This window comes from Hyphomicrobium sp. 1Nfss2.1 (assembly GCF_965243865.1).
Taxonomy (GTDB): Bacteria; Pseudomonadota; Alphaproteobacteria; order Rhizobiales; family Hyphomicrobiaceae; genus Hyphomicrobium_A.
The window spans coordinates 1,105,526-1,128,703 of the sequence record NZ_OZ251603.1 but is presented as its reverse complement, the minus strand read 5'-3'; the positions used below and the strand labels follow the sequence as shown (position 1 = coordinate 1,128,703).

Here is a 23,178-nt window from a genome sequence, read left to right as displayed (position 1 = left end):
CGCTTGCAGGAGCATAACACCGTAGCGATCGGGGACCATTGGCATTATCCACCCGTCACGCTCATATGCCGGTCGATCCCTGCCCTCCCGGCGGTCCGCTCGACGCTGAAATCATGCCCTGCAGGCTTGTCACGGATGGCTGCATCGATGGCATGGTCCAGAAGTTGGTTGTTCGCGCTAGCCCGCAAAGGCGCGCGGAGATCGATAGCGTTGTTCTGGCCAAGGCAGGAATAGAGCGTGCCGGTACAGGTGACACGGATGCGGTTACAGCTCTCGCAGAAATTATGACTGAGCGGCGTGATGAAGCCCAGCCTGCGACCCGTCTCCTTCACTGTCACGTAACGAGCGGGCCCACCCGAAGCATACGAGCTTTCTTCAAGGGTGAACCGGCGCTCGAGACTCTCGCGCACGGCTGACAGCGAGACGTATTGATCCGCGCGATGAACACCGACATCGCCAAGCGGCATCGTCTCAATAAGCGATATGTCCGCGCCGCGATCATGCGCAAAAAGGATCAGATCCTCTATCTCGTGGTCGTTTATCCCTTTCAGGACCACCACGTTGATCTTGACGGCGAGACCGGCATTTTGAGCGGCATCGAGACCGTACAGCGCATCCTTGAGATCACCTCGTCTGGTGATGCGGCGATACTGGTCTGCATCTAGGCTGTCGAGCGATAGATTGATACGCCTCACGCCGCAGCACCAAAGCTCGCGTGCGTGCCTTCCCAACTGCGTACCGTTCGTAGTGAGGGTCAGCTCGTCGAGGCGATGGTAGTCGATGTGATGGGAGAGCCTTCGAAAAAGCCCCATGATGTCGCGTCGAACGAGCGGCTCGCCTCCACTGATCCGGATCTTGCGGATGCCCCGATTAACAAAGGCGGCGCAAAGCCGATCGAGTTCGTCGAGTGAAAGAAGCTCATTCTTTGGCAGAAACTTCATCGTCTCTGACATGCAGTAAACGCAGCGTAAGTCGCACCGGTCGGTCACGGATAGCCGGAGATAGGTGATCTTCCTGCCGAAGCGATCGACAAGGCTCTCTGGCTGGTAGCTATCCGACTGCCGCGCAGGCGCCGCTACGGACAGCATGACAACATCTCCTCGATCCGCGTAAATTTCTCGCGCGGCTTTCCTCTCGCCGCGCCACGCTCGATCTCGGCCGCGTCGATTGCGCGCCAGTCACTGAGACCCACCACCTTCTTGCGAAGGCCGCTGATGGTCGTCTCGATAGCGGCCATGCCTAGCGCCTCCCAGACTGTGGCCTTTCCCAAATCCTCCAGGATGGATTCAACGGTCTCAATGCTGTCGGCCCGGTTGGTGCCGATGATCCCGCTAGGTCCGCGTTTGAGCCAGCCAGTCACGTATATGCCGCCAAGCGGCGCGCCGTCCTGGCCGACACGGCCGCGCTGATTTGGAAGGACACCTTTCACGGCGTCGAACGGCAGCCCGGCAATAGGCTCGCCTCTATACCCGATACTCCGGAAGACCAGTCCGCAACTGAGCTCGAACGGATCCCCGGTCGCAACGGCCTGCTGCGAGAACGCTTCGCCGCTGAGTCGGTTACGGATCAGGGTCAGCCCCTCGACCCGGTCCTTGCCCCGGATCTCGATTGGACTCGCGAGGAACTCGAAATGGATTCGGCGTTTATCAGATGCCGGCACATTGGCAGCAATCGAACCGAATACGTCGAAGTTCTTCTTCGCGTTGGAAGCGGTCGGGTGCGCCAGCTCTGTTTCACATACGGGAGATAGCCGCAGCTGCGCAGGCTCGATGGTCGCGGTGACCCCGGTCAACGACGCCAGTTCGCGCAGCTCCTTGGTCGTGAACTTCGCTTGCGCAGGTCCGCGGCGGCCAATGACATGCACTTCGCGCACGCGACTTTGAGAGAGGGCCTCTAGGGCGTGCTCAGCGATGTCACTGGACCGCAGTTCGTCAACAGGTCTGGTCAAGATGCGGCAGACATCTACTGCGACATTCCCCTGGCCGATGATGGCGACGACTTCCTGCTGCAGATCGAAGCTGCGGTCGCGGTAATCCGGGTGGCCGTTGTACCAGCCAACGAACTCGGTCGCTGTATGGCTGCCGGACAAGTCCTCGCCGGAAATTCCGATGCGCCTGTCAGTTTGCGCTCCGCACGCGAAGATGACCGCGTGATACGCCTGCCGCAGCTCTTCGACCTTGATGTCTTCGCCGATAGTGACGTTGCCGAAGAAATTGAAGGCAGGTGATCCTGCGATCTGTTCGAAGACCTGAATTGACTGCTTGAGCTTCTGGTGGTCAGGCGCGACGCCGCTGCGAACCAGACCGAACGGCGTGGGCAGCCGCTCGAACATGTCAATCAGCACCGGCTGCCCGGACTTCAGGAGCGTGTCGGCAGCGTAAAAGCCGCTTGGCCCGCTGCCGACGATCGCTACGTGGATAGGGCTACTCATTCCGTCCAACTCCTGATGTCCTAGAACCCGAGTTCGGCCCGGCGCGATGCGGCAGTCGCCAACGGCTCCTGCCTGGCGCGGATGACGGGCAGGGCTTTTGAACGCTCGGCGTTGATCTGCACCCAGATGGCCTTGTCGGGCGGTAGATCAAAGTTCTCGTAGATGGCGTGGACTGGGCACGCGTCGACGCATGCGCTGCAATCAATGCAGACATCAGGATCGATGTAGAGCCGTTCCGCATCTGAGTGGAAGCATTCCACGGGACAATGCGACACGCAGTCGGTGAAGCGGCAGTCACTGCAATTATCCGTCACCACATGAGGCATCGCGTTGTCTCCCCTTCATACGCGTTGATGTCTTTGCTGGTAGGACGCGGAGCACGCACAATGCTCCGCGCTTACTTAGATGGCATGGACCTCAACTAGGTTGTCCGAATAGACGCTCGCATTGCCGAGATTGCTGTGCCGCGGTGCCGTCGTCGCATTCACCGCGCTTCCCATCCGGTTATGCCCAGGCCAGTGCCCGACATTGGTCATGAGCATCCCGACCATCACGTCTTCGCTCAGCTCCGCCTTCGCCTCGAAGGCACCCCGCTCGTTGAACACCTTGACGTAGGAGCCAGCGCCGATACCTCGGGTCGAGGCATCGCGCGGGTTGATAAGGATGAGCTGCTCGCCCTGGCGCTTCTGCTGCATCGGTTCGTTTCCATATTGAGAATTGAGGAACGAGTGCGGCTTCGGCGAAATCAGGTTGAGCGGGAAGCGCGTTGCGTGGTCCGGGCTGTGATGCGGCGACTCGCCCGGCGGGATGTAGTCCGGCACCGGATCGACGTAGTTGCGCGGCTGCATACCGGTGTAGCCTGACCGCCAGACTTCGGCGACGAAGTTGCCGTTCTCGGCAAGACTGGACTTGAATTCGCACTTCCCCGACGGCGTCTTGAAGTTGCCCTCGGCGTGAGGCTTGCGTTCATGCGGCAGGCCGACGTTGAGCCGCAGCCATCCTACCTCCTTGAGCTTCTCGATAGTGATGCCCTCGAACTGGGGTGCGTCCCAGTGATAGCTGCCGACTACCATCTCCTCGTCCGAGAGCGTGAAATGGGGGTCGTTAAAGCCCATCGTCTTGGCGAGCCGGCGGAACAGCTCGGCGTTCGCAACGCATTCACCGGGCGGCGGGATCGCGGGCTGGTTCAACTGCGCATAGAGATGACCCCAGGTTACCATGAGGTCGAACACTTCAGCCTGCATCGCAGCCGGCAGAATGATGTCGGCATACTTGGCGGTGTCGGTGATGAAGAGCTCGCTCACCACCATGAAAAGGTCTTCGCGCTGCAGGCCCTTCACGATCCTGCTGGCATCAGGCGCCTGCGAGACAGGATTCGAATTATAGACGAAGAGGGACTGGATCGGCGGCAGCAGTCCCAGCTCGCCGGTCAGCGCCGCTCCGAGATCGAGCTCATTGATGACGCGAGCGCCGGGCCTGATGAAATCCGGACGGCACATGAAGTCAAAGTTGAACGGGAACTCCCAGATCGGCATCTCGATCGTGCCGCCGCCGACATGACGCCATGCTCCGGTTAACGCAGGAAGCATGGTGATCAGGCGTACCGCATCGCCGCCGCCAGGACTGCGTTCAATTGCAACACCCTGCCGGATCGCTGAGGGCTGAGTCGTCGCGTATTCGCGAGCAAGTTTGCGAATGTCTTCGGCCGGTACGCCGGTGATCTCGGCCACGCGCTCCGGCGGATACTCGGCTGCGCGCGCCCTCAGTTCTTCAAAGCCGAGCGTGTATTTCTGGACGTAGTCATGATCGACGAGGTCCTGCTCGCACATGATGACGTGCATCATGCCAAGGGCTAGCGCACCGTCAGTGCCGGGCCGAAGCGGAATGTGCCAATCAGCCTGCTTGGCCGTCTTGGTGCGAACGGGATCGATAACAACGATCTTCGCGCCCTTGCTCCGCGCCTCGAGGATGAAGGGCCATGCATGGAGATTGGTGTTCACCATGTTCATGCCCCACACGATGATGTACTTCGAATGGGCTAGGCTCTCGACCTCAAGACCGCCCGTCGGGCCGACAGTCATGAGCCACGCCGTTGAAGATCCAGACTCGCAGTAGGTCTTCTCTGCGATCGAAGAGCCAAGACGGTTGAAGAACGCGTCGCCCGAAGTCAGACCGTTGATGGTGCCCTGATGCCCTAGATAGGCGTGGGGCATTATCGCTTCCGGGCCGTATTGCCGGATGATGTTGGTCCACTCATCACGGATGGTCGTAAGCGCCTCGTCCCAGGTGATGCGCGTGAATTGGCCGGAGCCCTTCGCGCCGACACGCTTAAGCGGATAGAGCAGCCTGTCAGGGTGATAGTGGTGGTCGGCAAAGTTCTTGAGTTTGACGCAGAGACCGCCCTTGGTCATCGGGTGATTGGGATCGCCAGTCACTTCGACGAGCTTCCCATCCTCGACATGGTAGAGAAACGCGCAAGTGTCGGGGCAATCCTGGGGACATGCGCCTCGAACGATCTTGGTCTCTGCAGTATGGGCTGACATCGGCATCTCCTGAGCCTGAGAACGGTGCCGAATTGCGCCCCTGACAGTCGTGAATTGGCGCAATGCGATGTGACAGGCTAGGAACGGGGCGCCTCACCAGAAAGGGCCAGCAGGGCCGTTTTTCTTGAGGCCAAAGTCTTTCTGCGGCGACAAGTGTCGCGCGCTTGGCTTGTTGCACTGCAATTGGTCAATTGCTGCAGCGTCTGCACAAGCATCGGACAGGTGACAGGAGAAATTGACACGGGCGCACATTGCTGCGCGCCCGCGTTCTATCCGGTGTTGCCGAACAACCCCTGTTTCAGGCGTGGGTGTGGAATATCTTGCTGACGATCGTCCACTTGCCGTCGATCTTCAGAAGGTTGAAGACGTCCGTAAAGCGGTGCTTCTGCCAGTTATCGACCTCGATCCGCATGCTAGCAGCGGTACCGGCGACATCGACCTTCACAATACGCGGAGAGATTTTCGGGGCCGGGCCAATCGAAGACGCCCAGTCGTAGATCAGCGACATGGGGCCGGCCACAAGGGCATCGCCAAGGTAACCGTAAACGGTTGCGTCTTTGTGGAAGGCCGCCTTCATCGCCTTCCCGTCACCGGCCTTGGCACCTTCGAGATAGGGCTGCACTGCCTTGGTGATGTCATCGTAGTCCTGAGCGGGGGTTGTCGTCATCGTCCTCTCCATCGGTTCGCATGAAATATGCGAGGCCATGACTAGGAGTCGAACAGGGTCAGGCATAGAGCCAAGGACACGGATTTTGCTGAGGCCGAATGAGATGTCGCGACTTCTAGTATGTGTCGAACAACCCTGTTCCAGCCGATGGGTTCGCGTCTGATTCTCTCAGCAGAGCGGACATCGCGGTGACCCAGGCCGGTGCATTAGAGCCGTCCTGCGCCGACGTCCGCAAACTCTGAGGGGTACGGATGCCAGCCCATGCACGCGCTCGCCACGGCCTCGCCAGCTGGCGTCGGGAAGCCTGAGGAGAAGGAACCCGCGGGACGGTTTGACGTAACGGCTCAGCCGTCTCTATGGGGATTGCGGCTTTGAGCGGCTCGCCGACGAGGCCGATGACGCTGCAGCGTGGTCGCCGGAGACGATTTCTTGGCGGATGCAAGCTGCCTCCAACATGTCCATCAGCATAGCGATGCCGCGGCAGTGGTGCATCGGCTGACAACGCGCAACAGGTATTGGCTGCCGGCTGTGGACCAGCGTTGCGCACGACGAATGCGGTGAGCGCGTTGGCCAGTCATGAGCTGTCGAACCTGAAGACGAACTGCCGATACGGTGATGGTGTATGCGTCGGCGTCTCGCCGCGCTGGAACCTCTCGATGATGCGCAGACGCGCGCCGCAGCAGGGACATGGTGGCAGGTCGGCGCCATCGTCAGCGTCGATGTCGGTGTCGTCGCAGGCTTCGCTACTTGGCTCGAGATCACCGAGGAGCTCTCGTGCACGTTCTATGGTCTCGGCACGCGCGGCGGTGGCAAGCAAGCCGTAGTGCCGGATGCGGTGAAAGCCTTTGGGCAGCACGTGCAGCAGGAAGCGGCGGATGAACTCGGGCACGTCGAGCGTCATCGTCGTATGGCGAGCATGGCCATGGGAGCGGTAGTCCTTTACACGGAACGTCACGGTGTTGCCGTCGGTCTTCAGCAAGGCGGCTGTTCGAGATCGCGACCCGATGCGTGTAGCGCGACAGGTAGGCGAGCACCTGCCGAGGCCCGGCGAATGGCTCCTTCGCATATACGAACCAGCGCTTCCTGCGCAGCGCAGCGAGGAGCTTCCCGAAGGCGGCCGGATCGGCGAGTGGGGCGATGGCGCCGAAGAACGTCAGCCTCTTCGCGGCATGTGCAGCGGCGAGCTTCTCCAGCGTCAGGCGCCGGAACAGGCGCGACAGCACCAGCACCGGCAGGAAGAAGCTGGGCTTCGTCGCTATCCAGCGGGTGCCGTCCAGCGAGATGCCGCCGCCCGGCACGATCATGTGCACGTGCGGATGGTGCGTCATCGCCGAGCCCCAGGTATGGAGCACGGCGATGATGCCGATCCTGGCCCCAAGATGCTTGGGATCGGCCGCGATGGTCAGCATCGCCTCCGATGCCGCCTTGAACAGCAGATCGTAGACAATCGCCTTGTTGTGGAAGGCAATGGCGCCGAGCTTCGCCGGCAACGTAAACACCACGTGGAAGTATGGCACGGGCAGCAGGTCTGCCTCGCGCGCTGCCATCCAATCACGCGACTGCGCCGCCTGATACTTAGGGCAATGCCTGTTGCGGCAGCTGTTGTAGGCAATGGAGGTGAAACCGCACAAAGCGTTCTCGCAGCGCGCGACGTGCCCGCCGAGGACCGCCGTGCGGCAGTCTTCGATGGCGCTCATCACCTTGAGCTGCGGCACGCTCACGTGCTCGCGGTTGGCGGCACGCCATGCGGGACCGTGGTCGCGGAAGATGTCCGCGACCTCCAGAGCAGGACGAGGCACGAGGTGCCGGCCGCTACGCCGGCGGTTCCTGCCTCGTGGGTACGGGCAACAGCTTCAGCCGATCGAGCGGGCTCATCACGGAGCGGATGATGTTCGTCGCGACGTGCGTATAGCGGGCCGTCGAATCCAGGCTCGCATGCCCGAGCAGCACCTGGATGACGCGTACATCGATGTTGTGCTCGAGCAGATGCGTGGCGAACGAGTGCCGCAGCGTGTGCGGCGACACCCATGCCGGCAGGCCTGCGAGCCGCGCCGCTTCGTGGACGATGCGGTTGAACTGGCGCGGCGTCATCGGCGAGACCTTGTCGCGCCCGGGGAAGAGATAGATGCGCGGCCGGGCGATCCGATACCAGTCGCGCAACAGCTCCAGGAGTTGCGGCGAAAGTATAGCGGAGCGATCCCGGCGTCCCTTGCCTTGCTCGACGCGGATCAGCATGCGCTGACTGTCGATGCTGGCAACCTTGAGCGTCACGACCTCCATCGCGCGCAAACCGGCACCGTAGGCGACGCTCAGCATGGCCTTGGACTTCGGCGACTGCGTCACCTCGAGCATCCGCAGCACGTCCTCCGGCGGCAGGACACGTGGCAGCTTCAACGGCTCGTAGACAAAGGCCAGCAGGCGGGTCGTCTCCGCCTTGCCGACGGTGACGTTGAAAAAGAAACGCAACGCTGTCACCGTAGCGTTGATGACACCGGGCTTGGCGCCGCTCTCCGACAGGTGAACCTGGAAGGCGCGAAGGTCGTCGGCTGTCGCGGTGTCGGGCGAACGCTTCAGGAAGGCGGCGAGCTTCTTGACGGCGCGGATGTACTCCCGCTGGGTGGCGGGTACGAAGTTGCGGACCGTCATGTCTTCGAGCATGCGGGCGCGCAGCGGGCTGATGGGCTTCTCGCTCATCGGGGTCTCCTGTCTTGAGGTTGGAGTGCTTGACCCCTCGATCCTCAAGACGGAGCGCCCGTTCCGTTACCGTGCGCCGGTCAGTTGGTTAGCGCATCCTGAGCCGCGGGCTCAGAGCTTCGCGCGCAGCGCTCTCCCGCGAGAGCGGGTTCGTTCAACTCGGCATCTCGACCGTTCAGCGTGTTCGACGCGATATCGGCTGTGCCGAGTTTGCGGACGTCGCGCCTTTGGCGAAGAGTGTCGTCTTCCCTGTTAGGACCACGTCCGCTCTTCTTCGGATTGTGTTGCAGAACTCCCCTTTGGATCGTCGTCGAACCTCGCACCCGGGATCGGCGATGGGGAGGGAATTCGTCGGTCGGTCCGATGATGACTGCACCTTTCCAAAGCCGCATTCGATGGCACCGAGCGGCCCATCATTGAGCAGACGATCGCGATGGGACTGATCAATTCTTGCGCGGGCCGCCGCCAAATTGGCCGGCAAATGGCTATTATTTTACATTTTGTCATAAGTCAGCAACACGTCGCCGGTTTGCTATTGAACGGCACTCTTTCTGCCTTGAGTGCACCGAGCAATTTCTACAACTTAAGCATCTTGGGGAATTTCCCGCGTGCTGGTTGCAAGGAGTTGAGTATGAAGCGTGGCGTAATCGGGGCGATTATTGCCCTTACCGTTTCGATGATCGTCCAGGGCGAGGCGCATGCCGCCGAAGCATCTGGCAAGGTGCAGATCACCGCAACAGTCGATACAATCTGCACGCTCATACCAGCCGCGCCCACGACGTACATGGACGTTGCCGATTTCTCCGATCCGGGCAAATCGTCGATCAAGCTCTCCCCCTACATCAACAACGGTCTCGCCGTGATTGACTGCAATGCGCCCGCGACGGTGACGCTTGAGTCCGAGAACGGCGCTGTGACAACTACGGGTGCGGCCACCCCATTGGCCAAGAACTACTTCGATTACGACGCGTCATTGACCATCGCCGACGGTGCGGGCTTCAGCTGTCTATTCAGCAGCACAAACAACGCCCTCATCGGGGGAGAAGAATTTAAGGAGTGCGAAGCGCTGCTGCTTCCCGCTCTATCGGATGTGGCTTTGACGATCACGCCCGTGGACCCCGGATTCTTAGTTCCCGGCACCTACAATGACGTGCTGACGGTCACCATCGTCACGAATTAGTCGAGCCTTCATTTCGAAAAGCAAGGTCGGTCGTGGCACGAGATAATCGCTCGCCACGATCATCTGCTTCTGGATCCTAAGGATCCGGACCGTATCCTCATGCGTGGATCCATGTTGCCATGATGCGTATTCGTGCCGGCGGCGCCGTTTTAGCTGCTCTGGTCCTATTTCTGGTGAGTAGCCACGGCTGGGCTCTGGGTATGACGCCCATGTCCATGGAGCTGTCTGCCTCGGGCAGCGGCTCCCGATCGCACTTCGTCGTCAAAAACGACGGCGCTGCCCCCGCGGCGGTGGAGGTCACCGTAGAGACGCTGAGCTACACCGAGGATGGCAAGTCCATCCGAACTCCGGTGGACGACGAGACCCTGTTGATCAGCCCATCGGCGGCAATGATCAAACCGGGCGCTTCACAGGTATTCCGCGTGCAGTGGGTCGGGGAACCCGACGTCCGCCGCTCTTATTTGGTGATGGCCACGCAACTTCCGCTGCGCGACCGCTCGGGCAAGCCCGTGGTGCAGATCACCCAGGCATTCGGCGCCATTGTCGTCGTGTCGCCTCCAAATGGGCGGTCGGACCTGAGGCTCGTAGATGCAAAGGCAGTGAATACAGCCGACGGCAAGCCAGCGCTGTCGATCCTTGTCGAGAACCCAACCGGTGTTCACGCGCTGATTTCGCGCACTGCACTCCGTATCGGAGAGACGGTTCTGCAGCCCGGAGACATGCGCGTGCGAGTCGGCCTCGGCGTCGTCGAGCCAGGCAAACGGCGCCGCTTCGTCGTTCCGCTCGATGCGCCGGTCGCCGGGCAACGGGTAACGCTCGAATACCGCAACGAACGATAACTGCGCCATTGTTGCGGTGACGTGCGTGAACTTCAGGTGTCCCAACCGGCCCATTCCTTTGATCGTCACGGTTGTGACGATCGGCGTGCTCTGTGGTGTTGCATCCCCGCCAGCACAAGCGGCGCGCTATGCCGACGATCTGTTCGGCTCGGGAACGCTTGAGAAGCGGGTGACGTCAGGGACGTTCGTGCCCCTTTATGACGGTCGGCGCCTGCTGGGAGAGTTGGAATTGCGTGTCTCGCCTGGCGGCGCGCGGCAGGTGCACCCCAAAAAGTTGCTGGCCCTCATTGGCAACATTCTTCCGGACCGAACTGCTGCAGCTCTCCAGACAGCGCCGGGCAATTTGCTAAGTCTCGACAGCCTTGGCCGCCTTGGCGTGAAGCTGCGCTACGACGAGGCGAGCGCCGCGCTGTTCACGGACCTTTCGGCCGACGAACGCAGCCCCGAGACGATTACCATGGCAGGGCGTCGCGCGCCGGTAGCCGCGACCCCGCCTGCCGATGTCAGTGCTGTTGCCAACCTATCTGTAGAGACGACGCACTTCTGGGAGCGCGAAGAAACGGCCGTCCGCTTTTCAGGAGAATCGGTTCTCAACATCCACCAGTTCGTGTTCGAGCACGAGTTCGACGTCGATACCGAGGTGCAGCTCAACGGCTGCGCGCCGAACATTCCTTGCGCATCGGAGCCCGAAGGTGGCTTCAAGCGCCGCGGCACGCGCATGGTGCGTGACTTTCCAGACGAACGGCTGCGCCTCACCGTTGGCGACATCCGTTCGACGGCAGCCCTCATGGGGCGCAGCAGGGATATTGCCGGTGCCTATCTGGAGCACAGCGACCGAAAGCTGGCACCCGACGAGCGGGTGACGGGGGCGGGAAGCTCATCCTTCCGGCTTGAGCGTCCCTCGCGTGTCGAGGTGTCGATCAACGGGGCGATGATGCAGGCCATCGACCTGCCGGCGGGCAACTACACGCTCAACGACCTGCCACTGCAGACGGGTGCCAACCGCATCACTCTGACCATCATCGACAACCAGGGCATCTCCCGAGCCATCGAGCTGGAGCAATATTCAGCGGAAGATCTGCTCGCCCAAGGCCGGTCCGAATGGACAGTTGCCGCCGGGGTGCCGTCGTATTTCGACGCTGGCGCTCTCGCCTATCAGGACGATGACTTTTTTGCCAGCGCCTATGGCCGCCATGGCCTGTTGACCGATCTGACGCTGGAAGGCGAGGCTCAGACTGACGGCACGACAACGCTCGCCACGGTGGGCGGGTTGACGGTGACGCCCTGGGGGATTTGGGGCCTCGACGGATCGCTCAGTGTCTCCGGAGGCGATGTCGCAGCCGCCGCACGCGCAACCTGGCGGCTGAGGCTGGACACTACGGAGAGCTTCTATGCGTCGGCGGAGATACACGCTTCGGATTTCCGTCTGCCAGGCCAAAGCTATGAACCAATCACCGGGACCTTCGTTTCTCCATACGCCCAGAAGGCGACCCTTGCCGCCAGCTACGCGCGCCAACTGCCGTGGGACAATTTCCTTACCGTCTCGGGGCGCTACGACCTTGCCGATGCGAAGTACACCGAGGCCGTCCCGTACACGCCGCAAGGCGATCGCTATGCGCTCGACCTGTCGATTTCACGGCGCATCTTCGAGACGGGATCTCTCACTGCGACCGTCGGGTATTCAAACCAGACGTTCGGCAGCCGATGGCTCGACGAAGACCTCGCCAGCCGGTCGAACAGCCCCGACCCGGAGCTGTGGGCGGGCTTGCGCCTGTCGTGGCGACCGAGGGAGGGGGCGACGATCAGCGCCAGCACCGAGTCGCTGAACAACCGCAGCTACCTGCAAGGCGGCTACTCGACCAGCGATGGTCCGACGGCATGGATGACGAGCGTCACCGCTCACGATGATAATCTCGGCACGACGAGCTTTGCGCCATCGCTTGGCTATCGCGGCCAACGAGCCGAAGTTCAAGTCTCGCACGATACGGGATTTGAGAGTTTCCTATCCGGTTCGGCACAGGGCCTGCAGCCCGAGAACAGGACGTATGCGCGTCTAGGAACTTCGCTCGTCTATGCCGACGGCCACGTTGGAGTGTCCGCTCCACTACGCGGAAACGGCGGCTTTGCAATTCTCTATCCGCACGAGACCGTCGAGGATCAGGACGTCGTCGTCGGCAACGCCGCCAATCCGAAGGCTTATACCGACGGCTTAGGGCCGGTCGTCGTCCGCGATCTTATGCCCCATTCGGACAGCATGATCGTCTACGACATGCCAGACCTTCCCATGGACCTCAGCCTGGGGAGCGGCAGCTACGGCGTGCACCCCTCCTACCGCAGCGGCTATGCCCTACAGGTCGGGAGTGCGAACAACGTAACTCTGATCGGACGCCTCCTTGCCGGCGATGGAGAGCCGCTAGGATACGCCTCGGGAACGGCGAGTGACGGCGAGCGCACGGTCCCGGTCTTCACGACCAAGTCGGGAAAGTTCGCCGTCGATTCGCTAGCGCCCGGCCGCTGGGTCCTGTCAGTGGCCGACGACAGCGGTGATCTGGCTTATGAGGTCGAAGTTCCTCACGATGCGCGGGGCAACCTGCGTGTCGGAGACCTCCGGCCATGAAAATGTGCCACCCAGCCACACCCATCCTGGCGTTCCTGTGCGGCCTGGTGGTGTCTTTGCTGCCGTCCCCCGCCGGGGCGGCATGCGGCATCACCAGTGTCACCCTCGCCAGTTTCATTTCTGAGACGACGCCCCCGATGCGACACGGCGGAACGGCCAGTGCCTACACCCGCCTGACTGCTACGTTTTCAGGTCCGGGCGACAACAGCGATGCCGATTGCCGGATCGCCATTCGCTCGTCCACAGGCCGCGTGACGTTGTTCAGCGATCCCACGAAGTCGATCAACTACTCCATTGCGACGCTGCGGACCGGCGGGTCTGTCGTCAGTTACACGATGAGCCCAAGTTCCTTCATCCCCGTGACGCGGGGCGCGCGCCAGTTCGATCTCTATGTGGTCATTCCCGACGGCAATCACACTCTCGGAACCTACTTCGACATGTCGGCGTACCTCGAAGTCTACGACGGCGCGGTGCTTGTCGTGAGCACGGGTTTTCAGTCCGCGCCCCCCCAGATACATTACAATTCTCCGATCGAGGATTCGTGCACGATCGGTTCCACTTTCGACGGTGGCACGCGCGTGCTGGACTTCTCCAACGGGTCGACGATATCGCTGGTGCAGCAATTTGCGACGTTCGGCGACGTGACCTGCTCGGGGGCCGCCGATGTCACGCTGTCGTCGGCAAATGGAGCCGTCACCAACGCGAGCTCAGTCAGCATCGGGTCGTTCCAGAGATATTTCGACTACGTCGCCACTACGACGATCAACGGTGTGGCGGTGACGCTCGACACGTCGCAGCTGGCAGCGACCGGCAATGCGGAGAGCGTAACGGTGATCGTACCCTCTGGGATCGCCAACGCGCCGCTATCGGTCGGCGTCACTCCGAAACAGCCCGCCAAGAGGTTGCCCGCCGGCGCTTACGCGGACGTCCTCACCATCAGCGTCATCGCACGGTAGTGCTTCAGCTCGCTGGTTGGGGCCGATGCGCGGGCAATGGGCAGCATCTGAAGGAGCAAATACTGTTCCTGATGGTCCATCTTCAGTTGATTGATATTCGCCCGCAATTTGGCGCCTGACGTGCTGGGGGCCAGTCAGCTGCGTACGGTCACGCATTCCGGAACAGGCAGGAAAATCTAGTCTGGCAGACCCCAGTTGGGGAGCGGCTCAACGACTCAACTTACCCAGGGCTGAGCGGGGGAAGGATGGGTCTCAGGTCAGCAGCCCTGTCCCAACCGGTCTTCCCCAATCAGCGGACCTGGTCGGCGATCGTCCAGCTGGCACCGACCACTTGCAGCGAATGGCAGTTATTGGGACCGACCGCTCATCGTGGCGCCGTACAGATCGACCACTCGATCGTCACTGTCGAGGCGCGCTCCAGGATGCATGCGTCAGTTTTCAAGGGAGCTAGGTTACAGTCTCAAATTTCTCGCCGGGAGCGAGGAGGACCAAAGTCAGCGCCAAGCAGCAAGTCGAACATCGCCCGGCTACCGGTAGTGCAGCCCGCGTCGGGCATGTTCCACCGCAGGTTTTTTGTGCAGCTCCAGCGGCAAATGACGACACGCCGTCGAAGCCGTCGTGAGCAACGTTGGCAGGCGGTAGGGCAAATGCCATAGATCGTGAAGGTTCTCGACACATGACTATTATCTCCAGATAGACGTCTATCGCGCGGGGCGGCCTCAAAGATCAGTCACGCGCTGCGGATCAGCCGATGCGAGGGCTTCGGCCCGTATGGGCTTCGGCGGATAGATCCAGACGGTATTGATCTCCTGCTTCAGCTTCTTTGCGTCAGCGCCAATGTGCTCGATCCTGTGATCCCAGCCGCGTGTGAACAGAGCGCCGGCCTCGCCGAGGTCGAGGCAGGTGACATAGGCTTTCTGGTGATAGGGCGCGGGTGCTTCCCCGAGCAGCTCGGCTGCAGCATTGTTGCCCGCAAATGCACCCATGCGCGTCGCATGCTGGCACGACATCAGCGCGAAGTTTCCGTCGTTGTCACATGCGGCCTTAGCGGAGTCACCTGTCGCGAACACGCCCGGAACTCCAACGACGCGCAGCTCGCAATCGACAACCAGGCGACCGAAGTTGTCGCGTTCACCCGGAACTTGCGCCGAGAATGGAGCCGCACGCATTCCGGCTGCCCAGACGACCGTCTCGGTCTCGATCCGCTTACCATCGGACAGCGTGACACTCGTCTTCTCGAGCGCGGAAACACCGACGCCGAGGCGCATTTTGATGTCGAGTTTGCGAAGCGCTCCATCGATCACCGGGCGTGCCTCCGTACCCATGTCGGGCGCAATGACATCGTTGCGCTCAACGATGACTACTTGCGTCTTGGCGTCCTTGCCGAGAACCTCACGCAGCCTAGCCGGCATCTCCGTCGCCACCTCGATACCGGTGAAGCCGCCTCCCGCAACAACGACGGTATTTCGGGCGTCCGACGCTGGCCGGCTCGCAAGACCTTCAAGGTGGCGATCCAACGCAGCGGCATCATCGAGACTGTCCACGCTGAAGGCGTGTTCCGCGAGTCCTGGTATGCTCGGGCGGAACAGACGGCTGCCGGTCGCAACGATCAGCCGGTCGTATAGGATGGAACTCCAACCACCGCCGGGGGTGGCAACGACCAAGGACCGGCATGACGCGTTGACGGCCTCTGCCCGACCTCGGACATAGACGACATCCACTGCCTTCAAAACAGGCTCCAGGGCAGCCGTCAGAGTTTCTGGATTTGGCTCGTAGAGCCGGGGCCGCACGACCAGAATGGGCTCGGGCGCGACCAGCATGATTTCCAACACCTCGGGCGAAACACCCTTGATGTCGCGCAAGCGTGCCGCCGAGAGCGCTGCGTACATTCCAGCAAAGCCGGCGCCTATGATGACAATCCGCATGTATTAATTCCTTTCAAGGGCCGCAGATCGCCGTCGCGCCACCGCCGGGGCGGCGCGTTTGGAGAGGCGCGGCGAGGAAAGTCAGACGGTGATGAAAGCCTGCAGGTCGGCGTTGATGAGATCCGCGTGTGTCGCGCACATCCCGTGCGGCAGATGCGGGTAGATCTTGAGTGTTCCGTTCTTCAAAAGCTTCGCCGACAGCGGTGCGGAATTAGTGAGCGGAACGATCTGGTCGTCGTCGCCGTGCATCACGAGCGTGGGTACGTCGATGACCTTCAGGTCGTCGGTGAAGTCTGTTTCCGCGAACGCTTTGATGCCGTCATGTTGGGCCTTGGCGCCCCCCATCATGGCTTGGCGCCACCAGTTCCAGATGACGGCCTGGGACGGCTTCGCGTCGGGTCGGTTGTAGCCGTAGAAGGGTCCGCTCGCGAACTCGAGGTAGAACCTGGATCGCCCAGCCGCGAGTTCCTTGCGCAACCCGTCGAATACCTCGATCGGTAGTCCCCCGGGGCTCGCCGGCGTCTCGACCATGATCGGTGGCACAGCGCTGATAAGCACGAGCTTGGCGACACGGCCTTTACCGTAGCGAGCGACGTAGCGCGTTGCCTCGCCACCGCCGGTCGAGTGTCCGATATGGATCGCATCGCGAAGGTCGAGGTGTTCGATGAGAGCGGCAACATCGGCAGCGTAGTGGTCCATGTCGTGCCCATCGCTGACCTGGCTGGAGCGGCCGTGACCGCGGCGGTCATGCGCGATGACGCGATACCCCTTGCCGAGGAAAAAGAGCATTTGCGTATCCCAATCATCGCCGCTGAGCGGCCAGCCATGATGGAATACGATGGGCTGAGCGGTCTTCGGGCCCCAATCCTTGTAGAAGATCTGGGTGCCGTCCTGTGTCGTGATCATAGGCATGGGGGAAATCCTGCGGCTTGTGTGTATGGAAAGTTAGAGGCGGTCGATCGGTCTGCCAGGAGGTCAAAACCGATCGACCAGTTGCTTAAGCGGATGCGCTCACTGGGGGTCAGTAATCCCAGAAGACCGGAACCCACCGAAAGGTGTCGCCGTCGATCGCGACGTGGCCAACGGAGGGGAACGGCAGATGCGTGGCCACCAGCATCTCGCCGGTTGCGGCCAGCTCCCGCAAAAGGCGGATCCGCACGCGCGCGGCCTCTTCGGGATCGTGCTCAAAACCGTTGTGCCACTCGGGCTGTTCGAACCCGACAGCGAACACGGCATCGCCAGCAAACGTGAGCGCGTCTCCGCCAGATGCAAGGCGAACCACGCTGTGTCCTGGGGTGTGTCCGCCGGTTCGATGGACGACGACGCCCGGAGCGACCTCGTATTGATCTTCGAACGTTCGCAGATAGCTGCCGTATTCTTGTAGGAACCGCTTGGCTGTTGCACGAAGCGCGTCGGGAAAGCCCTGCGGCATGGCAGTGTGTGAGAAATCAGGAGCATCCCAGAACTTGACCTCGGCGGTGGCGACATGAATTCGCAGGTCCGGACGCAGCCGTTCCTTCACGCCATCGACGAGCAGCCCGCCAACATGGTCCATGTGCATGTGCGTCAGCACTACGTCGGTCACCGAGCTTAAATCGATGCCGGCAGCGGCGAGGCGCTTGACCAACTGTCCGGCCCGCGGCAACTGCAGGTCCGGATCCAACCCAAGCCCAGCGTCGATGAGAATGGTCTGGTCGCCGCTACGCACTACGGCTACGTTCAGAGCCCAATCGAATGCGTCCTGCGGCAGGAACATGTCGTCCAGCCAGGCTGCCCGTGCCGCCGGCTCAGCGTTGTGCGCCAACATCGTGGTGGGGAGCGGCAGTACTCCATCGCTGACGACCAGAACGTTGATCTCGCCGACCCGCACCGCGTACCGCGATGGGACCAACTCTTCGGGCGTGTTAGGGCGCGACACCGCACGCCCCGGTTTCTGGTTCGCAACTACGTCCAACATGTGAGTCTCCTTCGGTCAGTCACTGAACATTCGCTCGCCCAAAGCGTGTGGGCATGGCGATGATTTAGTGAACTGCGTCAGGTGGTGCGCCAGAGCGATTGCGGCGATTGAAGAGCGATTGCGGTCAAATCGTCTGTCGACGAAATTGGCTGGGAGATAGGCCCGTCAGCTTTTTGAATGCTGCAGCAAATGCCGTCTGCGACGCATAGCCGAGCGCAACGGCGACTGTGACGACTGACATGGACGGATCGCACAGCATGGCCTTTGCCTGCTCCAAGCGGTAGTGCCGCAGCCAGGCGTGTGGCGGCATCCCTGTGCTTTCCTTGAAGGCGCGGCAGAAGTGAAAGCGCGACAGCCCCGCGTCAGCGGCCAAGGCGGCCAGCGATACGTCGGCGTCGCTCGCAGTGCGCAGACGCTCTAGTGCACGCCGCAGGACGCCGGGCGAGAGCCCTCCCGATACTGTTGGCGGTACGATGGGAGCGCCGACATGGGCAGCTAGCAACCTCGTCGCCAGGAGGTCTGTGATTTGCTGCCGGAACATGACATCCAGCGTAGCGTGGCCGTCGAGAGCTTCCGCGGCGGTGGTCAGCAGGCGCGATGAAATCGGATCGAGATGGCCGGTTCGCTCCAGAAGCTCGGCCGGCGGTGCATTTCCGGACTCGGCAGAAATGCGTTCGATCGTTGCTTGAGGAAGGTAAAGCTGAACGACGTCGACGGCGCCCGTAATGTCCCATCGCGCGCTCGTGCCTGCTGGGATGATCGTCACGACGCCCGGGCGCGCCACGCCTTTCGCAACGCTTTTGCCCGCCCGTCTCTCCAGTGGCTGCATCGTGTCGATGTACGTCATGATCACATGATCGGCCATCGGCTGGACGACGTCGTGTAGCGCGCCATGCTTCCAATGGGCGATGCCGCCGCTGGATGGGTCGAGCCCGGAAACAATGTTGAGCGGCTTGGTCTTCAGAACGCGGGCCATTTCCGCATCGGCGGCGCGGCGCTTCTTGCCCGCTGCTTCCTCGTCCATTGGACGCCCCTAAATGCTGATCAGAAATTTCGAGCTGGTACGTTCAAGTCACGCTCAGGCCACCATCGACGGAGATGACTTGGCCCGTCACCCAATCCGAGCGCATCCCGGCGAGCGACACGATCCAACTCGCCACGTCGTCAGGCATTCCGCGCCTCTTGAGAGGAATGTGCTCGCGCTCCTCCGCTTCGATGGCTGCAGCGGCCTCCGGGGACAGCCCCATGATGCCGGTCAGCGCGTTGGACTCGGTCGGCCCGGCCGCAATGGAATTGACGCGGACACCCTGGGGCGCAAGCTCCAGAGCCCAGCACCGCGTGAGATGTTCCAATGCCGCCTTGCTGGCGGCGTAATGCGAGAGCCCGGCAGCTGCCTTGTGTCCGAACGTGCTCGAGATGTTGATGATCGCGCCCTTGCTTTGTGCGAGGTGGGGGAGCGCAGCGGCGGCCAGGAGACTGGGCCCGACAACATTGACCGAGAAGATGCTCGCTATCTGACCCGCGCTCGCGTCCTCGAGTGGCAGAATGGCTCCCGCGCCGGCATTATTGACCAGCACATCCAGGCGGCCCCACAGGTTCACCGCTTTTGCGATGGTGCCGCCGGCGTCATCTGGATCGGCCACGTCGGCAACAAAGCCGGTGATGTTTGCATGAGCCGCGGCTACCTCCGCGAGCGGACCCTCGCGACGGCCCGTTATCAGGACGTTTGCTCCCTGCGCCGCAAAAGCTAAAGCTGCCGCCCGACCGATACCGGAGCTGCCACCAGTTACGATCACGGCCTTTCCCGCGAATACGCCCATCACGCGGCCTCCACGGCGGTCGCGAACGTTCCGTTGCGAGCTTCTGCGATCGCCCAAGCTGTGATGCAAAGCCCAATGATGGCAGGCAATGTCACCGCCGGAAAGTCGCGCACCAAGGCCGATGGACCGCAGATGCCGGCGGCCACTTCCCAAAAGTGAAAGAGCGCGTGCCCCGCGAGCCAGATCGAGGGCGCGGCCCAGAATGCGACCCTGAGCTGCGGCCACGCGGTACCAAAAAGGAACGAGCCACCCAGGAGCAGGAAGATCAGTCCGATGTCTCGAACGAAGTGCTGATTGAACGGTCCGGTCGTGGTCACGCCGGGCACATCAAGGTACCAGCGCTCGGGGTCGAGCAACATGAACGTGCCGTTGGCGATAGCGGCTATCGCGAGCACGATCGCCGCGAATATGCAGAATGCTTTCAGCATGGGTATCTCCTGGCGGTGACCCGCTGGTGCAGGTGGAGTGAGAAGATCAGGCTTCGGCCGATGAGCGGCGCAGCCAATCTTCAAAGCGGGTCACGCCCAGCAGAGGTGCCTCGGCCGGCGTGAGCGAAGTGTCGTCGAGTTCAGTTCCGAAGTAGCGGGCATGCACGTCGGCCACGACCGGACGGCTGTCTGCCTTGTTCGCCAGGTACAAACGGCCCAGTTCGTCGAGCGGGATTTTCTCCGGCCCTGCTATCTCCACGATTCCGTTTGCAGGCTTGCTCAAGGCTGCGTCGGCCACCGCCGCCGCAACATCATCCGAGGCGATGGGCTGCAACAGAGCCGGCGAGAGCCGGATCGCATTTCGGTCAGCAGCCGATTGGGTGATCGCGTCGACGAACTCGAAGAATTGGGTCGAGCGCACGATGGTGAATGGAATATTCGACGCCTGAATGAGCTTCTCCTGCGCAAATTTTGCGCGCATGTAGCCACTCTCGGGCAGTCGATCCGCGCCCACAACGGAGAGCGCCACGTGATGGCCAACACCGGCTGCAGCCTCCGCGGCGAGCAGATTGCGGCCCGCAGTCTCGAAGAACTTCAGCACCGCGCCGTCCTCAAACGACGGCGAGTTCGCAACGTCGACGACGACGTCTGCATTGGATAGGGCTTCTGCCAGGCCTACGCGCGTTATGGTGTTGACGCCCGTATTGGGCGAGGCCGCGAGCACATCGTGGCCCTTGCCACGCAAGAGTCCGACCACTTTCGATCCGACCAGCCCAGTTCCCCCGATAACGACGATCTTCATGGCAAATTCTCCAAGGTTCCGACGGCATGACGCGCTGGCGTCGCCACTGGATGAAGAATGCCTCGGGTGCCGCGGCAAGGCTTTGCGGCTACCTTCAAATACCCTTTAGTTTACCTTGGAAAAGCGTCCAAAGCCCCGGCTGGGACTGGCCCTATGCTATCCAATCATGCGACCTCTCTCGGGATCGCTGCAGGCGGAGTCCAACGTGCAATTCCTGTTCTCTGATTGTGTCCTCGACCCCGAGCGCCGCGAGCTTACGCGGGCCTCGAAGGCGATTGCGGTTGGGCCCCAAGTATTCGACCTGCTTCTCTATCTGATCCAGAATCGTGATCGTGTGGTCAGTAAGGACCGGATTTTTGAGGACGTGTGGGCGGGCCGCATCGTCTCGGAGTCGACCCTCACGAGCCATATCAACGCGGTTCGCAAAGCCGTCGGCGACAGCGGCGAGGATCAACGGCTGATCCGCACTGTTCCGCGTAAGGGCTTCCGCTTCGTCGGAGAAGTCACGGAAGTTCCCGCATCCGAGCGCGACGTGGGCGGAGCTTCAAGCCCGGCATTAGACACACCACGTCCTGTACCGCCGCTTCCGATCAGGCCGTCCATCGCCGTTCTGCCGTTCCAAAATCTGAGCGGCGACCCCGAGCAGGCCTACTTTGCCGACGGTGTGGTAGAGGAGATCATCACGGCGTTATCGCGCGCTCGCTGGCTGTTCGTGATCGCGCGAAACTCGAGCTTTACGTATCAGGGTCGCGAGGTCGACCTTGTGAGGGTAGGTGAGGAATTGGGCGTTGGCTACTTGCTGGAGGGAAGCCTGCGCAAGGCAGGCGATCGCATTCGCATCACGGGACAGCTCATCGAGGCTTCGACCGGCGCGCACCTGTGGGCAGAACGGTTCGAAGGGCGGCACGAGGATATCTTTGAACTGCAGGATGAGATCGCAGCGAGGGTTGCTGGTGCGATCGCTCCACAGCTGGAATTGGCCGAAATCGAGCGCGCCAAGAAAAAACCGACCGCAAATCTGAATGCCTACGACTGCTACCTGCGCGGGGTTGCCCTCATGCATCGGGGCACAAAGGAGTCAATAGCCGAAGCATTGACACTCTTCCGGAGAACTACCGAACTCGATGCCGAATTCGCGGCGGCGCATGCGATGGCCGCGTGGTCCTATTTCTGGCGCAAGGTGAACGGCTGGACCGAAGATCGCGATCTGGAAACCTCCGAGGGGATTCGTCTGGCGCGTCTAGCCGCAGAACTGGGCAGGGACGACGCGGTAGCTTTGACGCGAGGTGGTCATGCGCTTGCGCATCTTGCCGGTGACCTCGATAGCGGCATCGCGCTCCTCGACAGGGCCGTATTCCTCAACCCGAATATGGCTTCAGCCTGGTTTCTGGGAGGCTTCCTTCGGACTTGGCACGGTGAATGCGAAGACGCCATCGCGCATTTCGAGCGAGCTATGCGATTGAGCCCCGTCGACCCAGAACTCTATCGTATGCAGGCCGGCATCGCGATGGCGCACCTGTTTGCTGGTCGGGTCGAAAAGGCTTCTGTATGGGCGGAACGCTCATACAGCAATCTGCCTAGCTTTCTCATGGTCGTGGCACTGATCGCCGTGACGCGAGCACTTGGAGGTCGCCGCGAGGACGCTAGTCGCGCAATCGACGAGTTGCGGCGGCTCGATCCAGCGCTACGCATTTCAAATGTTACGGATTGGTTGCCGATCAGGCGCCCTGAGCACCTTTCGATATTCGCCGACGGCCTGCGGAAAGCTGGACTGGCAGAGTAAGCAGGCAACCTTCGTACCTAGATGGTGCCCCGTACGGCTAGCCGCTCATGAGAAGTTGGCCATACCCGATCGCGAGATCAAATTTTCTATTGCATTAGGCGCATGCTGCTCTGTCTCTCAAGAAAGGAGACAGACAATGGAACACGACCAACTACTGGACCGGCCCCGCTCGGCTGCCTGTGGTGTGGTTTGGCACCGATTTGGAGACATCGCCCCTTGGGATACCATTATAGTAGTGGCACAATAAGAGACTATAGTAGTGGCACAATAAGAGACGAAAAATACTTGGAAGGTCAGTCGGCTCGCCCCGTTTTTTGAACCAACTTAGAGCAGTGGTTCTTGGTCACGCGCGTCTGGGGGACTGGGGGTCGGAGGTTCAAATCCTCTCGCTCCGACCAATCTTTTGCCGTTCCGCTTGGGTGTCAATTGGCTGCGCAAGCGATCCAGTCATTGACGCGCTGAGCGCACCGTTTTGGCGTCAGTCCATAGGCTGCGCGCCGGGTGCCGGATTTGCCCCAATTCATTCAGTCAGGCTG

18 protein-coding genes and 1 pseudogene are annotated in these 23,178 nt (G+C 61.5%); 5 read left to right on the top strand and 14 right to left on the bottom strand.

Annotation, left to right across the window (positions count from 1 at the left end):
• Positions 1 to 44: 44 nt before the first annotated feature.
• The 7 genes and pseudogenes from moaA to ACP15D_RS05595 all read right to left on the bottom strand — a co-directional run bounded on the left by moaA (position 45) and on the right by ACP15D_RS05595 (position 8,335).
• Complete coding sequence (gene moaA / locus ACP15D_RS05625) at positions 45 to 1,088, bottom strand: GTP 3',8-cyclase MoaA (protein ID WP_424956568.1); 1,044 nt, start codon at positions 1,086 to 1,088, stop codon at positions 45 to 47.
• A complete protein-coding gene (locus tag ACP15D_RS05620) occupies positions 1,076 to 2,431 on the bottom strand; it encodes an FAD-dependent oxidoreductase (protein WP_424956567.1) in 1,356 nt (451 codons plus the stop codon). The genes moaA and ACP15D_RS05620 overlap by 13 nt, the downstream gene beginning before the upstream one ends.
• Before the next feature lie 20 nt (positions 2,432 to 2,451).
• On the bottom strand, positions 2,452 to 2,757 hold the full coding sequence (locus ACP15D_RS05615; protein WP_424956566.1) for a 4Fe-4S dicluster domain-containing protein: 306 nt from the start codon (positions 2,755 to 2,757) through the stop codon (positions 2,452 to 2,454).
• Between the two features lie 75 nt (positions 2,758 to 2,832).
• The gene (locus tag ACP15D_RS05610; RefSeq protein WP_424956565.1) at positions 2,833 to 4,974 is read right to left on the bottom strand and encodes a molybdopterin-containing oxidoreductase family protein; all 2,142 of its coding nucleotides are present in this window, start codon (positions 4,972 to 4,974) and stop codon (positions 2,833 to 2,835) included.
• Between the two features lie 298 nt (positions 4,975 to 5,272).
• A complete protein-coding gene (locus tag ACP15D_RS05605; protein WP_424956564.1) occupies positions 5,273 to 5,641 on the bottom strand; it encodes a nuclear transport factor 2 family protein in 369 nt (122 codons plus the stop codon).
• 574 nt (positions 5,642 to 6,215) lie between these two features.
• A pseudogene (locus ACP15D_RS05600) lies at positions 6,216 to 7,440 on the bottom strand (IS91 family transposase).
• Between the two features lie 13 nt (positions 7,441 to 7,453).
• Positions 7,454 to 8,335, bottom strand: a complete 882-nt coding sequence (locus tag ACP15D_RS05595) for a tyrosine-type recombinase/integrase (protein WP_424956563.1) — start codon at positions 8,333 to 8,335, stop codon at positions 7,454 to 7,456.
• Positions 8,336 to 8,768: 433 nt separating this feature from the next.
• Here ACP15D_RS05595 and ACP15D_RS05590 point away from each other — a divergent pair, with 433 nt between their 5' ends.
• The 4 genes from ACP15D_RS05590 to ACP15D_RS05575 all read left to right on the top strand — a co-directional run bounded on the left by ACP15D_RS05590 (position 8,769) and on the right by ACP15D_RS05575 (position 13,927).
• On the top strand, positions 8,769 to 9,515 hold the full coding sequence (locus tag ACP15D_RS05590; RefSeq protein ID WP_424956562.1) for a hypothetical protein: 747 nt from the start codon (positions 8,769 to 8,771) through the stop codon (positions 9,513 to 9,515).
• Between the two features lie 119 nt (positions 9,516 to 9,634).
• On the top strand, positions 9,635 to 10,354 hold the full coding sequence (locus tag ACP15D_RS05585; protein WP_424956561.1) for a fimbrial biogenesis chaperone: 720 nt from the start codon (positions 9,635 to 9,637) through the stop codon (positions 10,352 to 10,354).
• Positions 10,355 to 10,379: 25 nt separating this feature from the next.
• Positions 10,380 to 12,971, top strand: coding sequence for a fimbria/pilus outer membrane usher protein (locus tag ACP15D_RS05580; RefSeq protein ID WP_424956560.1), 2,592 nt, complete (start codon positions 10,380 to 10,382; stop codon positions 12,969 to 12,971).
• Entirely contained in the window at positions 12,968 to 13,927 is a 960-nt protein-coding gene (locus ACP15D_RS05575) for a hypothetical protein (RefSeq protein ID WP_424956559.1), read from the top strand. Before ACP15D_RS05580 ends, ACP15D_RS05575 begins: the two co-directional genes overlap by 4 nt.
• A 719-nt stretch (positions 13,928 to 14,646) precedes the next feature.
• Here ACP15D_RS05575 and ACP15D_RS05570 read toward each other — a convergent pair.
• The 7 genes from ACP15D_RS05570 to ACP15D_RS05540 all read right to left on the bottom strand — a co-directional run bounded on the left by ACP15D_RS05570 (position 14,647) and on the right by ACP15D_RS05540 (position 20,859).
• Complete coding sequence (locus ACP15D_RS05570) at positions 14,647 to 15,852, bottom strand: NAD(P)/FAD-dependent oxidoreductase (RefSeq protein ID WP_424956558.1); 1,206 nt, start codon at positions 15,850 to 15,852, stop codon at positions 14,647 to 14,649.
• Positions 15,853 to 15,933: 81 nt separating this feature from the next.
• Positions 15,934 to 16,764 (bottom strand): alpha/beta fold hydrolase, encoded by an 831-nt coding sequence (locus ACP15D_RS05565; RefSeq protein ID WP_424956557.1) that lies wholly within the window; start codon positions 16,762 to 16,764, stop codon positions 15,934 to 15,936.
• Between the two features lie 109 nt (positions 16,765 to 16,873).
• Entirely contained in the window at positions 16,874 to 17,809 is a 936-nt protein-coding gene (locus tag ACP15D_RS05560) for an MBL fold metallo-hydrolase (RefSeq protein WP_424956556.1), read from the bottom strand.
• A 124-nt stretch (positions 17,810 to 17,933) separates the two neighbouring features.
• On the bottom strand, positions 17,934 to 18,833 hold the full coding sequence (locus ACP15D_RS05555) for a helix-turn-helix transcriptional regulator (RefSeq protein WP_424956555.1): 900 nt from the start codon (positions 18,831 to 18,833) through the stop codon (positions 17,934 to 17,936).
• A 43-nt stretch (positions 18,834 to 18,876) separates the two neighbouring features.
• Positions 18,877 to 19,629, bottom strand: coding sequence for an SDR family NAD(P)-dependent oxidoreductase (locus ACP15D_RS05550; RefSeq protein WP_424956554.1), 753 nt, complete (start codon positions 19,627 to 19,629; stop codon positions 18,877 to 18,879).
• Positions 19,629 to 20,057, bottom strand: a complete 429-nt coding sequence (locus tag ACP15D_RS05545) for a hypothetical protein (RefSeq protein ID WP_424956553.1) — start codon at positions 20,055 to 20,057, stop codon at positions 19,629 to 19,631. Before ACP15D_RS05545 ends, ACP15D_RS05550 begins: the two co-directional genes overlap by 1 nt.
• A gap of 46 nt (positions 20,058 to 20,103) precedes the next feature.
• Positions 20,104 to 20,859 carry an SDR family oxidoreductase gene (locus ACP15D_RS05540; RefSeq protein WP_424956552.1) on the bottom strand — a complete coding sequence of 252 codons (756 nt, stop codon included), beginning with the start codon at positions 20,857 to 20,859 and terminating at the stop codon, positions 20,104 to 20,106.
• A gap of 205 nt (positions 20,860 to 21,064) precedes the next feature.
• Between ACP15D_RS05540 and ACP15D_RS05535 the strand changes: the two genes are divergently transcribed.
• Complete coding sequence (locus ACP15D_RS05535; RefSeq protein WP_424959175.1) at positions 21,065 to 22,642, top strand: winged helix-turn-helix domain-containing tetratricopeptide repeat protein; 1,578 nt, start codon at positions 21,065 to 21,067, stop codon at positions 22,640 to 22,642.
• Positions 22,643 to 23,178: the final 536 nt, after the last annotated feature.

Bases quoted from the DNA above. Each gene is read 5' to 3' on its own strand.
- moaA (WP_424956568.1), bottom strand. From the start codon at position 1,088: ATGCTGTCCGTAGCGGCGCCTGCGCGGCAGTCGGATAGCTACCAGCCA.
- ACP15D_RS05620 (WP_424956567.1), bottom strand. From the start codon at position 2,431: ATGAGTAGCCCTATCCACGTAGCGATCGTCGGCAGCGGGCCAAGCGGC.
- ACP15D_RS05615 (WP_424956566.1), bottom strand. From the start codon at position 2,757: ATGCCTCATGTGGTGACGGATAATTGCAGTGACTGCCGCTTCACCGAC.
- ACP15D_RS05610 (WP_424956565.1), bottom strand. From the start codon at position 4,974: ATGTCAGCCCATACTGCAGAGACCAAGATCGTTCGAGGCGCATGTCCC.
- ACP15D_RS05605 (WP_424956564.1), bottom strand. From the start codon at position 5,641: ATGACGACAACCCCCGCTCAGGACTACGATGACATCACCAAGGCAGTG.
- ACP15D_RS05595 (WP_424956563.1), bottom strand. From the start codon at position 8,335: ATGAGCGAGAAGCCCATCAGCCCGCTGCGCGCCCGCATGCTCGAAGAC.
- ACP15D_RS05590 (WP_424956562.1), top strand. From the start codon at position 8,769: ATGGGACTGATCAATTCTTGCGCGGGCCGCCGCCAAATTGGCCGGCAA.
- ACP15D_RS05585 (WP_424956561.1), top strand. From the start codon at position 9,635: ATGATGCGTATTCGTGCCGGCGGCGCCGTTTTAGCTGCTCTGGTCCTA.
- ACP15D_RS05575 (WP_424956559.1), top strand. From the start codon at position 12,968: ATGAAAATGTGCCACCCAGCCACACCCATCCTGGCGTTCCTGTGCGGC.
- ACP15D_RS05570 (WP_424956558.1), bottom strand. From the start codon at position 15,852: ATGCGGATTGTCATCATAGGCGCCGGCTTTGCTGGAATGTACGCAGCG.
- ACP15D_RS05565 (WP_424956557.1), bottom strand. From the start codon at position 16,764: ATGCCTATGATCACGACACAGGACGGCACCCAGATCTTCTACAAGGAT.
- ACP15D_RS05560 (WP_424956556.1), bottom strand. From the start codon at position 17,809: ATGTTGGACGTAGTTGCGAACCAGAAACCGGGGCGTGCGGTGTCGCGC.
- ACP15D_RS05555 (WP_424956555.1), bottom strand. From the start codon at position 18,833: ATGGACGAGGAAGCAGCGGGCAAGAAGCGCCGCGCCGCCGATGCGGAA.
- ACP15D_RS05550 (WP_424956554.1), bottom strand. From the start codon at position 19,629: ATGGGCGTATTCGCGGGAAAGGCCGTGATCGTAACTGGTGGCAGCTCC.
- ACP15D_RS05545 (WP_424956553.1), bottom strand. From the start codon at position 20,057: ATGCTGAAAGCATTCTGCATATTCGCGGCGATCGTGCTCGCGATAGCC.
- ACP15D_RS05540 (WP_424956552.1), bottom strand. From the start codon at position 20,859: ATGAAGATCGTCGTTATCGGGGGAACTGGGCTGGTCGGATCGAAAGTG.